Annotated in this window: 10 protein-coding genes and 6 pseudogenes; 6 read left to right on the forward strand and 10 right to left on the reverse strand. The window is 53.9% G+C overall.

All coding sequences use genetic code 11. The features are described from left to right. Positions 1 to 664 (forward strand): annotated as a pseudogene (locus BISA_RS13370) (IS3 family transposase); the annotation flags it as partial. A 57-nt stretch (positions 665 to 721) separates the two neighbouring features. Here BISA_RS13370 and istB (BISA_RS09585) read toward each other — a convergent pair. The 4 genes and pseudogenes from istB (BISA_RS09585) to BISA_RS12645 form a co-directional block, all read right to left on the reverse strand. Further along, positions 722 to 1,507 carry an IS21-like element helper ATPase IstB gene (gene istB, locus BISA_RS09585; RefSeq protein WP_033891686.1) on the reverse strand — a complete coding sequence of 262 codons (786 nt, stop codon included), beginning with the start codon at positions 1,505 to 1,507 and terminating at the stop codon, positions 722 to 724. Positions 1,508 to 1,510: 3 nt separating this feature from the next. Further along, on the reverse strand, positions 1,511 to 1,897 hold the full coding sequence (locus BISA_RS13640) for a hypothetical protein (protein WP_237746135.1): 387 nt from the start codon (positions 1,895 to 1,897) through the stop codon (positions 1,511 to 1,513). Between the two features lie 172 nt (positions 1,898 to 2,069). Further along, positions 2,070 to 3,452 carry an IS256 family transposase gene (locus tag BISA_RS09595; RefSeq protein ID WP_033891687.1) on the reverse strand — a complete coding sequence of 461 codons (1,383 nt, stop codon included), beginning with the start codon at positions 3,450 to 3,452 and terminating at the stop codon, positions 2,070 to 2,072. A gap of 47 nt (positions 3,453 to 3,499) precedes the next feature. After that, positions 3,500 to 4,026 (reverse strand): annotated as a pseudogene (locus tag BISA_RS12645) (IS3 family transposase); the annotation flags it as partial. 134 nt (positions 4,027 to 4,160) lie between these two features. Between BISA_RS12645 and istB (BISA_RS12935) the strand changes: the two are divergent. Continuing rightward, positions 4,161 to 4,924: pseudogene (istB, locus tag BISA_RS12935) on the forward strand (IS21-like element helper ATPase IstB). Between the two features lie 357 nt (positions 4,925 to 5,281). Further along, entirely contained in the window at positions 5,282 to 6,811 is a 1,530-nt protein-coding gene (locus tag BISA_RS09615) for an ATP-binding protein (protein WP_081890105.1), read from the forward strand. Positions 6,812 to 7,714: 903 nt separating this feature from the next. Here BISA_RS09615 and BISA_RS09620 read toward each other — a convergent pair. The 4 genes from BISA_RS09620 to BISA_RS09635 all read right to left on the reverse strand — a co-directional run bounded on the left by BISA_RS09620 (position 7,715) and on the right by BISA_RS09635 (position 11,367). Beyond that, positions 7,715 to 8,281 carry a hypothetical protein gene (locus tag BISA_RS09620; protein WP_033891691.1) on the reverse strand — a complete coding sequence of 189 codons (567 nt, stop codon included), beginning with the start codon at positions 8,279 to 8,281 and terminating at the stop codon, positions 7,715 to 7,717. An 83-nt stretch (positions 8,282 to 8,364) separates the two neighbouring features. Further along, positions 8,365 to 9,495, reverse strand: a complete 1,131-nt coding sequence (locus BISA_RS09625) for an AbiH family protein (protein ID WP_161786515.1) — start codon at positions 9,493 to 9,495, stop codon at positions 8,365 to 8,367. A gap of 142 nt (positions 9,496 to 9,637) precedes the next feature. Beyond that, a complete protein-coding gene (locus BISA_RS09630) occupies positions 9,638 to 10,201 on the reverse strand; it encodes a DUF4411 family protein (protein ID WP_033891693.1) in 564 nt (187 codons plus the stop codon). Next, positions 10,198 to 11,367, reverse strand: a complete 1,170-nt coding sequence (locus BISA_RS09635) for an ImmA/IrrE family metallo-endopeptidase (RefSeq protein WP_033891694.1) — start codon at positions 11,365 to 11,367, stop codon at positions 10,198 to 10,200. Before BISA_RS09635 ends, BISA_RS09630 begins: the two co-directional genes overlap by 4 nt. A gap of 722 nt (positions 11,368 to 12,089) precedes the next feature. On the opposite strand from BISA_RS09635, the gene BISA_RS09640 reads away from it, so the two are divergent. The 3 genes and pseudogenes from BISA_RS09640 to BISA_RS12060 all read left to right on the forward strand — a co-directional run. After that, the gene (locus tag BISA_RS09640; RefSeq protein ID WP_161786514.1) at positions 12,090 to 13,523 is read left to right on the forward strand and encodes an AAA family ATPase; all 1,434 of its coding nucleotides are present in this window, start codon (positions 12,090 to 12,092) and stop codon (positions 13,521 to 13,523) included. Between the two features lie 3 nt (positions 13,524 to 13,526). Next, the gene (locus BISA_RS12940; protein WP_152597288.1) at positions 13,527 to 13,871 is read left to right on the forward strand and encodes a hypothetical protein; all 345 of its coding nucleotides are present in this window, start codon (positions 13,527 to 13,529) and stop codon (positions 13,869 to 13,871) included. A 507-nt stretch (positions 13,872 to 14,378) separates the two neighbouring features. Further along, positions 14,379 to 15,208, forward strand: a pseudogene (locus tag BISA_RS12060) (IS256 family transposase); the annotation flags it as partial. A 27-nt stretch (positions 15,209 to 15,235) separates the two neighbouring features. Here the strand turns inward: BISA_RS12060 and BISA_RS13380 are convergent. Then, positions 15,236 to 15,316: pseudogene (locus tag BISA_RS13380) on the reverse strand (nucleotidyltransferase); the annotation flags it as partial. Then, a pseudogene (locus BISA_RS12065) lies at positions 15,303 to 15,591 on the reverse strand (nucleotidyltransferase family protein). The pseudogenes BISA_RS13380 and BISA_RS12065, both read right to left, overlap by 14 nt. Positions 15,592 to 15,614: the final 23 nt, after the last annotated feature.

Consider the following 15,614-nt stretch of genomic DNA (forward strand, 5'->3'; position numbering starts at 1 on the left):
TCCACGAAGCCGCCGACAACCGCACGCCCGAGCAGAACGAAGCCGGTCGAGTTGCGCAAACGCAACCGCCAGCTGGAGATGGAGGTGGATGTTTCAGAACAAGCGGCGCCGGTATTCGCACGAAAGTAGACGTGATACAGACCAACGCCGGCCGTTACCCGATATCAGCGCAATGCAGGATCCCGGGCGTCGCGAAGTCCACCTACCACTGGATGCTCGAACACCCCGAAGCCGAGCGGACCGACCCCCATGAGGCGGACGTGGAGCGCGTGTGGAGGGATAGCGGCGGGGTGTACGGGGCCAGGAAGATCAAGGCCGCCCTCCGCCGTGAGCATATCGTCATGTCGCGTCGCCGCGTCAACCGGACATGAAGGTCAGGGGCATGACAAGCTCATATTCGAAGGCCGCCTACAGGCCGCATCCGTCGAGGCCGAACGACGATCCGGCGCCGAACCTGCTGGCCCGAGAGTTCAACGGCTACCGGCCGCGCACCCATCTGGCCTCCGACCTGACCTACGTGAGGGTCGGCAATTCATGGGCGTACATCCGCCTGCTCATCGATCTGGCCAACCGCGAGATCGCCGGTCATTCGGTGGGTATCAAACACGACCTGTGTTTTGTCAAGTTGGGGTGGGCCGTTTTGGCGTTTCTTTTGGTCCGTTTGAGCGGTTGGTTTTAGGCCGTTTGGGCGTTGGCCGGTCCTGTCGTTGGTTGTTGTGGTCTATTGCATGAGGGCGTGGGTTTTGCGCCAGGATTCGCCCTCGAATCTGATCATCCTGCCGTGGTGGACGGTGCGGTCGATGATCGCGGCGGCCATGTTGGGGTCGCCGAAGATCCTGCCCCATCCGCTGAATTCGATGTTGGTGGTGTAGATGATGCTCTGGGTCTCGTATGCGTTGGTGACGACCTGGAACAGGAGACGGCTGCCTTCCTCGTCGATGGGCACGTAGCCGAGTTCGTCGATGATGATCAGCGGTGTCCGTCCGATCAGCGTGAGTTCCTTGTCGAGCCGGTTGTCGGCTTGGGCTCTGAGGAGTCGCATGACCAGGCTCGCGGCCGTATAGTAGCGTACTGGTATTCCCTTGCGGCACGCGTTCCTGCCGAGCGCGATGGCGAGGTGGGTCTTGCCGGTGCCGGGAGGGCCGAACAGGACGAGGTCCTCGTGCCGGTCGATGAAGTCCAGGCTTTCGATCTGTTGCCTGCCGTAGTCGACCGGGAAGCGTATCGGGGTCCAGTCGTACCCGTCGAGTTCCTTGTCGGCCGGGAATCCGGCCTGTTTGAGGAGTCGGGAGCGTTTGGAGCGTTCCCGGGAGCCGAGTTCGGCGTTCATCCATTCCTCTATGAACTCCATCTGGCTTGGCGTGGCTTGGGCGAGCTGGTCGGCGAGGATCTGGCGGGTCAGGGGCAGTCGGTGTGCGAGGTTCATGATCGTTGCGATCTTCTCGCCGGTGGACGCGCGGCGGTGTTTCGTGTCGGGCATGACGATAGGCGGCCGATGTGACGTCATGGTTTATGCCTCCTTCCTTTTGCGTGTCTCGCGGGGTTTCATGAACACGTCGTATCCGGTCAGATCGGGAGCGGTCTGCTCGTACGGTTTCTCGCCGGCGGCGATGCGCCGGGCCATAGTGGTCAGACTGGCCTCGTCGAGCGGATGTCCCTGTTCGATCAGATGCTCGCCGGCCTTGACGGCCGATTCGAACCCGCACGCGTCGCTCGTTCTGGAGATGAGTCGGAACGCGTTCCTGCGTGCCTTGGAGTCCATGTGGTCGATCGCGAGACGGAGCTTGTCGGGAAAATCACTGCGGATGGTGGAATCAGGCCACGCGTTGGTCTTGCGTCCCAGTGCGGGCAGGAGCGTGGCGGGGTTGCGGATCGTGGCGGGCGAGTCCCCGTACACGCGTGGCAGTCTGGCGCAGGTGCGCCCGTCCTGGGTGCGGATCGTCACGTCGAACGCGCGCAGTCCCACGTCCAACGTCCAGCCACGCCACGAGGGGCCGGCGAGGTAATAGTTGCCGTCGACCTGGAGCTTGTCAAATTGTTTGTGTTTGGGTGTTGTTTTTGTTGTTGTTTTATAGGTGTGGTTCCATGCGTTCGGGGTATGCGGCCGCGAGTTGTGCGAGGGCCTGTTTCCAGTTGGTGGTGACCCTGCCCTCGATGAGCCTGCCCATGCTCTTGCGTCTGGTCCCGTTGCCGGTCTTTCCGCGTTGCCTGGCCCTTTTGTCCTCGATGTCGCATATCGCGAGCCATAGGAGCTTGACCGCGGCCTGGTCGTTGGGGAACTGGCTGCGATTGCGGCTGACCTTCCTTAACTGGTAGTTCAGCGATTCGATGCTGTTGGTCGTGTAGACCACGCGGCGCAGCATGGGAGGGAACTGAAGGAACGGCGTGAACCGGTCCCACGCCCGCTCCCACGTGGCCGCCACGGACGGGTACTTCCGCCCGAGCTCGCTCGCCTTGAACTCACCGAGACGTCTGCGGGCCTGATCCGCGTTGGCCGCCCCGTACACCTCCCTGAGCCTGCGGCACACGGCCTTGCGGTCGTTGTCGGCCACGAACCTGTTGGCCGCGCGGATCAGATGCACCACGCAGGTCTGCACCATCGCGTCCGGCCATGTGGCCTCGATGGCCTCGGGCAGGCCCTTCAACCCGTCGCAGCACACGACCAGCACGTCCATGACGCCCCGGTTGGCGATCTCGGCGCACACGTTCGCCCAGAACGAGGAGCCTTCCGAATCCTGCACCCAGATGCCCAGCACGTGCTTGAGCCCCTCCATGTCGACGCCGATCGCGATGTGCGCGGCCTTCGGCAGTACCCTGCCGCCGTCCCTGACCTTGACGCGAATCGCGTCCAGGTACATGACCGGATAGAACTCGTCCAACGGCCTCTCCTGCCATTCGAGCACCGCCTCCGCCACCGCGTCGGTGACCGACGAGACCGTCTCGTGCGACAATTCGACGCCGACCGTCTTGACGAGGTGGTGCTGGATGTCGCGCACCGTCATGCCGCCCGCGTACAGGCTGATGATCATGTCGTCCAGGCCGCCCAGCCTCCTGGAGCACTTCGGCACCAGCCTCGGCGTGAACGAGCCCTCACGGTCACGGGGCACCTGGATGGTGACGGGACCTACCTCGGTGGCCAGGGTCTTGGGATACGAGCCGTTCCTCGAATTCGCGGAGCCGGCCGCGGCCTTGCCCTCACGGTCGACCGGCCCATAGCCCAGATGCGAGGTCATCTCCGCCTCCAGTCCACGCTCCAACGCCGTGCGCACCAGTTCCGGAATCAGGCCCCCGTCCCCGGTCAATTCGACATCACCCCTGTCGATACGCTCGAACAGGGAATCCAAAGCGCCCGACGAGACCAGCCCGTCGACCAGCTCACGCGCCGAACCGGCAGCGACGACGACGCCATCGCCGGAACCCACGACCGCATCGTCGTTCTTCAAGGTCACCATCATTCAATCCTTCCAGAAAGGCGGCCCATACACAAACAATTAGACACCCTCTCATGAATCCGGTTGATGCGGCGGCGCGACATGACGATATGCTCACGGCGCAGTTGGGCCTTGATCTTCCTGGCCCCGTACACCCCGCCGCTATCCCTCCACACGCGCTCCACATCCGCCTCATGGGGGTCGGTCCGCTCGGCTTCGGGGTGTTCGAGCATCCAGTGGTAGGTGGACTTCGCGACGCCGAGGATCCTGGATACCGGGCAGCGGCCGGCGTTGGACCGTATGACCTCTACTTTCGTGCGAATACCGGCGCCGCTTGTTCTGAAACATCCACCTTCATCTCCAGCTGACGGTTGCGTTTGCGCAACTCGACCGGCTCGTTCTGCTCGGGCATGCGGTTGTCGGCGGCCTTGGTGGAGCCGCTGTTGCGGATGCCCTGCACCCACCGGTGCAGGGTGGAATGCGAGACGTCGTACTCCGCCTTGATCTCACGCGCGGGCTTGCCGTTCCCGTACAACTGCACGATCCGGCGCTTGAACTCCTCCTCGTAATGACGGGGATGCCTCGGATCGGCCATGACCATCAACTCCTTCGTTGTCCAGTCCCTCAAACAACCGTCCAATACATTGGAGCCAATCCACACGACCGGTTCATCACCGACATCGATCATGCGAGCGGGAGGGAAGGCGAATGAGCATCAGACCCGATCCGGTGATCCCGGAGACACGCCTTCGGCGCGCGTCCACGACCGAGAAAAGCGAACGGATCCTCAAAATGAGCCACAGCCTGACCTTGACACGCAGCGTGCTCGCGGATACGCTGGCCGAAGCGACCCCCAACCAGCTCGACTTCATCGAACGCTAGTTCCAAGCCGAACTCGACTCACGCGAGCAATCCAAACGCACGCGCCTCCTGAAACAGGCCGGATTCCCCGCGGACAAGACCCTCGACAGCTACGACTGGACCAACCTGAGAATGCCCGCCGACTGGGGACGAGCCCAGCTCGAGAGCCTCGAATTCGTCGACAAGCGCGAGGACCTCGTGCTCTACGGGCCGGTCGGGGGCGGCAAAAGCCACCTCGCGATCGCGATCGGCAGACTCACCTGCGCGCAGGGCATACCGGTCAGGTTCTTCACCACGACCGGACCGCTCATGCGCTTGCGCCGCGCCCAGCAGGAACACCGGCTCGACAGGGAACTCGCCGCCATCGGCAAGGCACGCCTGCTGATCATCGACGAGTTCGGCTACCTGCCCGTCGACGAGGAAGGCGCCGCCTCCTCTTCCAGATCATCAGCGACAGCTACGAGACAAGGAGCATCATCTACACCACCAACATCGAATTCTCGGGATGGGGACGCGTCCTCGGCGACAAGAACATGGCCGCCGCCCTCATCGACCGCACCGTCCACCACGGACGACTCATCCGATTCGAGGGCCGCTCCTACCGCAGCGAACACGCCCTCATGACCAAATAACCAACCAACAACACAACACACGCACACAGGCAGAGGCCGACACCGCCCGCACCGCGGAAAACCCGCTGCCTACACTGCGGGAAAACACCGCTCACAAAGCGGACACCAACTTGCTAAAACACAATCATCACCGCGTGAGCAGGGAACGCACTTCAGAATCATAGTAATTCCAAGGCGACGCCGATGCAACATCCGTCTTTTCATTCACTTTGCGACGACGATTAGTCGACGCTCCCCCTCGAATCCCGTTACCGATTTAGCCACTCAAGGCAATAACCACGCCAGCTCAAGTACAGTTAAGCTGCCCTTTGTAACCGCATAACCATCGACTTCAGCAGATCCGCTGGCAAACAGTCAATGGAAGCGACGACAAACGCAGCAAACATGACCTTCATTCCATCGTTCTCATATCCGTTTTCCGGGCGCGTCCGACGACTTTGCCCGCCAAGTCATGATTATGCAGCATCAGACACCATAAGTACACCTGATTATGTGAATCATTTACAAAAAAGTCCACCTGATTATGTAGATTATCAGCATGAAAGTCCACCTGATCGTGAAGGGCACTCGGCGATGAAGCGTTTTCTTATGAACCGACTCATCTCATGGAAGAACACCGCACATCACAAGCCCCTGCTGCTCGAGGGGGCACGTCAGGTAGGCAAGACGTGGATCGCGCGCGAGTTCGGCCGTACGCAGTATGACAACATCGCGTACGTATCGCTGTTCGACAATCCCACGATGGGAACCGCATTCGAGGGAAGCCTGTCAGTGGACCGGCTGATCCCGGCGTTGTCAATCGAGTCTGGCACCCGGATCACACCTGAGAACACGCTGATCATACTCGACGAGGTGCAAGAGATCCCCCGTGCGATGACAGCGCTAAAAATGTTCAACGAGACCGCGCCACAATACGACGTGCTCGCCACTGGATCAGCATTGGGCATCGCCATGCATCCCGGTTCTGCGTTTCCAGTAGGCAAGGTGAATCGACTCAAACTCTACCCGATGACGTTTCTCGAGTTCCTGTACGCGTGCGGACAGGATTCACTGGCCGAATTGTTGGAAGCGCAGGACTTCACTCTGATCGACGTCATGCACGAACGACTCATGACTTGGCTGCGGTATTTCATGTACACGGGTGGCATGCCGGAGGCCGTTTCGACGTTCGCCGACGCGTTTCCGAACGTCGATTTCGACGCGATACGCCAAGTGCAGACGGCTCTTGTCCAAGACTATCGCGACGACTTTTCCAAACACACCGACTCCCAGCCCAGACCGGTCGTCTCCACGTTGCGCCTCAATCAAGTATGGGATTCATTGCCCGCGCAACTCGCCCGCGAGAACAGCAAATTCCTCTACGGCGCCGTACGCGAAGGCGGACGCGGCAAGGACTTCGAAATCGCCATCCAATGGCTCGTGGATTCATCTCTTGCTCTACGCGTCAAAAGAGTCAGCACGCCAATGAACCCACTGTCCGCATATGAGGACGGCAACGCGTTCAAGCTCTACTGCCTCGACGTCGGCTTGCTCGGAGCAATGAGCGGACTAGACGTCCGCACATTGCTCGATGGCGACGCGCTATTCCGAGAATTCAAGGGAGCATTGACAGAACAGTTCGTCTGTCAGCAACTCACCACACAACATGGGTCAGTCCCCCACTACTGGTCAGCGGAGAATTCCAGCGGCGAACTCGACTTCCTCTACGAACAGGATGGTCAAGTTGTACCAGTTGAGGTAAAAGCCGGACGTCACAAGCAAGCAAAATCCCTCATCTACGCGCAAAAGAAATACCAATACCCACTCGCCTACCGATACTCTGCAACCCGTCACTCAGATAACGACGCGATCAAGGACATGCCACTCTACATGGCCGGCATTGTGTGAACACTCCTGCGCGGGCGAGGAACACTAGGGCCGCGTCGATGATGTCGATGATGTCCTGGGATCATCCCCGCGTGTTTGTGTTCAATTGGATGTTGAGAGTTTAGTGTATTGTCTTGGGGCATGGTTGACACATGTCTTGGGGCATGGTTGACATCCGTTATATCTGTAGGAATGTCCGGCATACGGATACCGAGCATTGAAGATCAGTGCAAGGGCAAGGATCCGACATATCTGTGTCGCGTTGAAAGCCGCGACGAGACCTTGCGCTGCGGTGCATGGCACATCTCTCTTTGAGCCGAGCACGAGGACGGGGATGAGTCTCTCCCTCGGCGCGAGTCTGAGGAAGAGACCTCGGCAGCTGGAATCCGGCCATTCCCAAGAATGTCAACCATGCCCCGAGACATGTGTCAACTATCCGCTGAGACTAGACAATATCAGTCCTGTCATGACAAGATTAATTTTGTCGCCGAAAGGATTGACGGAAGGCCCGAATCAATGAACGAGGATCGGCCCATTCTTCTTAAGGGATAACTTCAGGTAGAGTTCAAGAGCGAACAATCCGGACCGGTTGACGACTCAGTGATCATTGCCAACATGGCCGCATTCGCCTACCTTGCGGCTGCTAAAACATATGGAAGTCGAAGGACTGGTACGCCATCGCGGTAACACCAAGGCGTCGGAATACTATGTGTGACAGAGTTTGGAGCTTGGAAAGATCAATCAGAAATCATCGTTGCATGTATACAAGGCAGCATCATCGGCCAGTACACTCGGGAGCTGCAATAGTTCGTCGCAAAATATGATGACTGAGCAGCAATACGAGGACTACGACTAACATCGATCTACAATAGGCCATAAAGGTCACATTCGCCGACGGTTAGAACATGTCGTCCGCCCCTCACACTACTGCTTGTATTCCTTGTATCCCTCTTGACCGTATGGCACTTCCCCAAGCTTGTAAAGATCAAGGACATCCGCCGGTGTAACATTTCCTTTATCATGCAGATCACCAGCAGCGTCACGTACCCATGTTTTTCCGTACATATCCTTGAAGACAACAGTAGCCCCAGGAATCGAGCTCATACCACCCATCATCAATTCGGCTTTAATTATCCATGTACCGGGAGGAACAACTCCAAGACTATGATTCAAGCCATGTAAGTTTGAAGAAGAATTCGATAGTCCTTTAGTCAATTTACATTCGTCACCCTTATTGGAGATCCCAGCACCGACGAATACATCATATATCGGAGCTTCTGATCCATTTCGCAAAATAATATCATCGCCCCTTTCCGCTTTAACCAGCCACACGGATATCCTATCCGATTGAGAATGCTCATATACTGATTTAGAAATTTCAAAAGACTGTTCTGCAATCTCATTAGCCTTTATCGCAGTACACATTGCGGATATAGCAGCAAAAGCAGTTAAAACGGCAATAATTAGATTGATTATATCTGAACATGCCATTTCGAGATTCTCCTGTATATTATATTTGATGACTTCTTCATCATCTTAACCCTTATACATAGACGCCACATAATCGCAATCAGCTAAGAGAGACATGCAATTTCGATACGACCTTCGAGAACCATTTTGTGAATCAAATTTTTACCATGATCCCTATTATCCAAGGTAGATCCATATACAGATAATAATCTTACTAATCGTTTTGTCTGAACAGTCTTATCATCGGGAATGTCTTCCGAATAAAAAGCAATAATCTTTGTATGAGAATGATATAGATCTACATCATCAAATACTGCCTGAAAATACGAATAATCGGACTCACACATCGAATGTCCAAAAATCTTTATTATCGAAAAATTTCTTTTACCTAAAACACATGAATAACGTTTATTTTGCTCATTTATAATCCGATATGTTTTAGTAAACGGAAGAAAATCTTCATTATCCATAAGGTCCTTCCCATCAATACCGAAAAAGGAATTTTCGACGGCAAGAGTTCCATGAACATTCTGACAAACATCGAACTCGTCCTGAAGACTCGATATTCCAACATCCGCTATAGGACTATTGTAAAAAGGTAGAGTGAAATTAAAACTCAATATGGATGTTTTTTGAATTAGCTCAAGAGAGAGATCAGAAACCCCATAACTAATCAAGGAAGATACTCGTCGAGACGCACGATATCTATAATCATCATTCCTAAGTTGAAGAACGTCACCTAGATAATCTTGAAAGATTTTTTCATATTTTTCAAGCTGATCCAAAAATATATCTAATATTCGGGAAATATAGGATCTCCAATTCATTATTCTTTCATCTGAATTCAGAAATTTAAGCTTAAGATAATAAGCAACCGGGTATTCCGAATCCAGTTCTTTTATTACAGAACACTCGGGATATACAGAAAAATCATCTCTCGCAAGATAATAAGCAACTTTCTCCACAGGCATCGCGGGCGCTCCGATATCATGAGAGGTCATCACCCACTCTTTTATGGCGTCCTCAATACCAGCCCAATTTTCCTGCTTTCCTTTACTTGAACCGAGAATAACATCCCAAATATTAACATTCGCTTTAGCTTGACAAGCACAATTAAATATTTCCGCAACAGCAGGCCGTGTCTTATAAAAATCACTATACCGAGATGGGAGTCCACAAGAGATATCGAATCCATTACCTAAAATAATTAACTGAGAAAAATCATCGTTGACCATGCAAATCATGCTACGGCATTCCCCCGACCTATTCCAATATACCCCCGTTTTGCTACCAGAAAAGGGATGTTTTCATCACCATCACAGTGGCGAAGGAATAGCCTCAAGCAATTCCGCTATACGGTCATGCCGACGACAATGCCTAGAGTGTTGACCGCATGGGGTAGGGCGAGGCAATGAGCTCTCCGCTGGCGTCGTAGAACTCGCGTAGGTTCATGGTACGTACGCCCATCGCATCAGCCACATCAGGAATTTTGGGTTCCTTCTTCAACGGGTTACTAAGCATGGGATATGCGGCCTGCTCGTTGGTGACGACGATCGCATCCTCGACCATTGCAGCGGCGATCAACCACGGATCAGCTTTGGTTTCCGGCTCCCATTGACGGTACGAGGCCGGACGGTAGAGTCCGCAGGTGGCCAGATAATCCTGAACCTGCGCATAGGCCGCTCCGATTTCGTCGGTCTTGTGCGAAAGTTGTTTGTCTGCGAACAGGTTGAACGCCCATTCGGCCAGCTCGTCACGGTTGCCGTCGCTGTCCTTCTGGGTGATCTCCTTGAACACGGTGTCGAGTATTCGTATCTTGCCGTTGCGTGCCATGCGTTCCAGCCATCGCCAGAATGGATGGAACTCCTTGTAGGCGAACGGGTGATGTGTGCGGTAGGACTCGATGAAAATGTTCGAGTCCAGCAAAAACAGATCGCTCACTGATCCAAGCCTTTCGCCTTGAGCAGGCCGTCATAGGCGTGCATGGACCTGACGCCCAGCAGGGACAGGCCATCGGAATAGGGCAGACTCCCCCGGTCGACACCGTCCCGGATCATGCGCACGAATCTCGTGTCCAGATGGGAAGCGTTCGTCAGGTTCTGATTGCCACCGGAACCGGCAGCCTCCGTATCCATCACACGCCGTTCGCTCAGGGCGCGGACCAGACGCACGTCCTCGTCACTGGCCAAGCCAAGCTTACAGGCGTGAATCGTCAATGCCAAAGCACTCAAACCGTACCTTTTCGCGCAATCATCCGCAATGTCCTGCACGTGAGCACCATGCGCAGCCGCCTGCCTCCAGTACGCGCGGAACTCCGCCTCATCATCCATGACCGCTAGAACGACCGCCTGGTTGATCTTGCGTTCGACGCCATTGCTGCCGTCAGTGGAGGAGTCGTTGTACACCTCATTGGAGCCAAGTAGCACGTGACCGATCTCATGCAGAAGGGAGAACAGCATCGCCGTATAGGAATCATTGCGATTGACGAAGATCAGAGGCGCCACGTCATCCAATAGTACGAACGCACGGAACTCGCGCACGTCCAAACGACGCGCGTTGGACGTGCCCACTCGGGAATCGACCATCACCATCAGACCCGCGGCAGAAGCCTTGCCACGCAGGAAACGGAATCGATCAGCACTGCTCTTACGCCGGCACCAGCCAACGTCCAAGGACAATCCCTCGCGAATATGCCCCGCAAGTTCACTCACGGTCGCATGGGACGGCACACTGCCGACCAGCAGATTCTCCCCGAAGCCCTGCGCGATCATCTCGTCACGCGCCCAATCCTGACGGTTGCGCATGATCGCGATCGTATCCTGAAGATTCCGACTCGCTTCGACCCCGTGGTTGTCGACCGTTCGATATCGAATCAGCTCATCCTCATGGGACTCGGGAACTACAGAACGTACCAGCGCACCGAATGGCACCTGCAACGCGGAACCGATCGCGGACAACTTGGTAAAAGACAGACTCAATGGGCCCGTCTCGTTCAGCCACTGAGGAAACTCGGCCAGACCATCCTTATGAGCCACGGCCGCAGGATCAGCACCACTCTGATGAACGGCCCATCGGAGCGTGGCCGGATGCACGGTGATAGATGCCATCGCCACACTCCTTCCGACACTGCAGACAAAAAGACCCACCACATGTCAGAGCGGCGATCCGCAACTTCAGGTGGATCCGGTAGCTGTCATGATATCCGAGTGATTGGATTTCAATGACGGCCTACGAAATCAACAGACAGCTCGTAGTACTTCAGTATCATCACTCTTGTTGTACGTCCCCACGCCTATTGCCGACCGGGACGCTGGGCTGTGCCTCCGCGATGGGAGTACAGCTGCGATAGCCGCACGCGCCCGGAACGGAACCAACTACATATCATCGCTGCAAATGGGGTCAAGGAGCCTGCCCTACCGACACTGTTGACGGTCGACTGAGACCGCTGCGGAACTGACACCTGTGTCTGATCCTATGATTCTTACCGAGCCTGAACCTGCTGAGCTTGATTTTGCTGCTGTGTCTACGCCTAGCCAACTCATCTGCTTCCTCCTGTTGTTGTTTCCCCTCCTCAGCGCAATGTTCTTCTCTCGTTCATCCGGTTCGAGGCGGTGTCGTCCGTCCCGTTCGTCCTGTTTTCTCGTTCAGTTTCTTTGAGGATGGGGCTCTATTTAGAACTCAGAACCCATAAGTCCTGAGACGAAGAAGATAAAATCGGACTAGTTGTTCACTTATCAGATGCCCCAGAATAAACCAATCCGTCCAAAGCGCTCCACGCTAATTTTGCTGAGCACGGTTTATGCCTTTAGACTTGATCATGTTGGTAACAATGAAGATGGAGCTGATTCGTATGCGTTTGATAGTTGACCAGGTTGGAAGAATCAATCACGCTTCTGTTGCGCTTGATGGTATTACCGTGTTAGTAGGGGCAAATAATACCGGTAAAAGTTCCTTGGGAAAATCTCTGTTCGCGCTCATTGATTCGTTCCGTGACTTCCCGGCTGAAAAACATCGGCAAATGCATCGTTCGATCCGTAATAGATTGCGTCTTTTTCTTACCGCCGATGTTTCATATCGGGACAATTTATATCGACTCTCCTCGCGTGTTGCTGACGATTTGACTGACGTTCTTTTCACCATCTATCATGATAATAATGATAATTTGTCTTTAGAACAAGTTTCTGAGGTTTTTTCTAGATACCAGATTGACACTAATCAGCCTCGTTTCCCGCGTGAGAAGTGGTCTGAAGAAGATTTAAGTAATTTAACACGGAAAATACATGACATTCAACAAACTGCAGAAATACGAGAACGAATAGCGCGTTTATTGGCGTTAAAGGATGATGATTTTGCTTCCGAATTCATTTCTTCAACTTTTCGCGGTATGTTTGATGGGCAAGTCACGAATCTTATTACTGGTGCCGAGAACGCGCATGTCAAACTCTTAAATCATGACAGATCGATAGCAGAAGCCATTATTCCTCGTAATGGACAGGCGAAGGCGGTGGTTCGTCTCGACAGGCAGTTACGCGCGATTATATTAGATGATCCACGCATCGCGGACGATGTATTTGGACGTGGTGCTATGGGATCCGGCATTCGTGGACGGAATGTTTTTGGTTCGTATGAATATGAGCGTCTATCATGGCAACATCTGGCGGATGAACATATGAAGGATTCCTTCCCCGAAGAGCAGGAAGTTGATTCTGATTCGACTGTGGCTGATATGATTCTCACGCAGCAGGATGTCGACGTGGCGTTGCAAAGACTCAATCAAGCGTATCCAGGAAAAATCATTCGCGGGGAAATGAACAGCACAGTGTTATCCGATAATGCTCCAGTCAAGGACCCCGTACATTTAGCAAATGCCTCGATGGGAAGTAAAGCCATGATGCTTATTCGATACCTCTTTGAGGAGGGTAAACTACATGAGGGAGATTTTTTAATTCTTGATGAGCCAGAGATTCATCTTCATCCACATTGGCAAATCTCCTATGCCCGTTTTATTGTGACGGTGGCGCAACGGCTTGGTGTGCGCATTCTCATTGCTACGCACAGTCCTTACTTTTTACAAGCTTTGGTGGATTACTCTCGTTTGCATGAATTTACCAAACAAACAGTCGTATATTCATCGGTTATGCAGCAAGATGAGACTATCTCATTTAAACAGGAAGATGAAAGCGGTATTGCACGAATATTCATGGATATGGCTGCACCCTTTATTCAAATTGAACAGGATATTGCCAATGGTCTGGTAGGATGAATAATGTTGACTCTTGATGAGTGTATTCCATATGTAATCATAAGTGCGCAAACTCTTGGAAAACCTGGAGTAGGTACTGTGAGTGAGTTATCTATAGATAATTCAATTCATGAAGATGAACAAAGAGGCGGTTCCGTTGTTTCAGATTCAATCTCACAGGTTGATTTTGATGAGTATGCAAGATGCTTTGCTAATCGACATGGTATTGCCATTCCTTCATCTTGTGACGCGTTAAGCCGAAGTTCGGTTAACCATCATCGTTTTTCTTTGTCGAATATAAAGGGGGAAATATTGTTGGTCGCGATCAAAAAACAAATGTTTTGTCAATTAAGTCAAAAGAAGCTATAAAAATAGAAAAGAAGCTATAAAAATAGAAAAGAAGCTATATGATTCCGCATTAATGCTTGTTAAGGAAAAAGTAGTTGATTTGGAGACATTACGACGAACATTCGCGGTACTTGTCGTTGTAAGGAATGATCATATTCCCGGAATGACAGGTAGTCGTACTTTATCCCCATCAGCGAATCCGGTATTCGCTCATATGCAGCGATCCATTATAGAATTCACACTGCGGAGTGAAATTGGACTTGCGGAAACATTGTACTTGGCTGTGAAAATCGTATCCGCGGATACATTCCAAAAATTTTATCTCCCTCACTTCCAATCCATTACAAGGAAAAACTCATAGGATTTAAAGAGGTCAATGAAGCTTGGTATATCTTAGATGTTTGATGATAACGTCCGAAGTTTTGCGTACTTTGGTTTGAGCTTGGGATAGGGGCATGGCCCGTGTCCTGTGTACGATTTTCTGTCGCCAAACAAGATAAACCGCGATTGGAAAGCAGGACACAAGCCATGTCACAGCAGATTCTACAGGTCGACCAGGCCATGCTCGAGACCACCTTGAACCGGATGGTCAGGAAGACGGTCGAGGAGACGTTGAACGCGATGCTCGACGCCGAGGCCGACGAGATCACCGGCGCCGCGCGCTACGACGCAAGGCGTATCGTGTCGGCCATTACGAGCGTGATCTGACCGTCAAGGCCGGCAAGGTGAGTCTGAAGGTGTCGAAGCTCAAGGGCGCGATATTCTCATCGGCTGTGGTCGAACGCTACCGGCGGCGCGAGGAGAGCGTCGAGGAGGCTTTGATCGACATGTACCTGGCCGGCGTGAGCACGCGCCAGGTCGACGACATCAGCCAGCTGCTGTGGGGCGACCGCATGCCCTCGCAGACCCTCTCCGACAAGCTCAAGAAGGTGTATGCCGACATCGATGCGTGGCGGGGGCGCCCGCTGACGCAGGAGTACCCGTACGTGTTCATGGACGGCGTGTGGCACAAGCGCTGCTGGGGCGGCAGCGTGGAGAACGTGAGCGTGCTGGTCGCGGTCGGCGTCGGCGTGGACGGCCGCAGGGAGGTGCTCGCGGTGGCGGAGGGCATGAAGGAGGACGCGGAAAGCTGGCGCGAATTCATCACCAGCATGACCGCACACGGGCTCAAAGGCGCCAGACCGGCGACCGGTACGCGGGCCTCGTGGCCGCGGTGGGCGGCGGACGCGCTGAAAGCCGTGTTCGCCGTGGAATCGAGGGACAAGGCCCTGGAGAAGGCCGAATCCGCCGCCGCGGAAATGGACGTGAGGAAGCCCAGGGAGAGCACCGGCGAGACGACGACCTACCTGCTCGGCGACTAGCCGCATCTCGGGCACTACCCTCTAGATGAATTCATTCTCAAGGTCTTGCATGGGCGCAAGGCGTAATGATTTCAGAGCGGAGACATAATTTTCATACTTTTTCATATAAGACCTTTCCGCTACGCTCAATCTCCCTCCGCAACGACTCGGAAATCAGCTCATCGAGGTTAATGACATCTAACTTGAGCAACGACCACAGATCGTTTTGCAAGTGATCCTCGAAAGTATTGAAAATCAGGACACCCAGATACAGCAAGATCGATATCGCTTTTTGGCCGCGCCGTTCCCTTCGCGCGAGAACCGAAAAGTATCACCTTACGCACGCCGGCAGCGGCAGCGAATTCGCAGATCTGCGCATACACGTTCTCGATGGGAACCATCAGAAACCTCCAAATCCGCGCTA

Origin of the sequence: Bifidobacterium saguini DSM 23967 (assembly GCF_000741715.1) — a bacterium.
Classification (GTDB): Bacteria; Actinomycetota; Actinomycetes; order Actinomycetales; family Bifidobacteriaceae; genus Bifidobacterium; species Bifidobacterium saguini.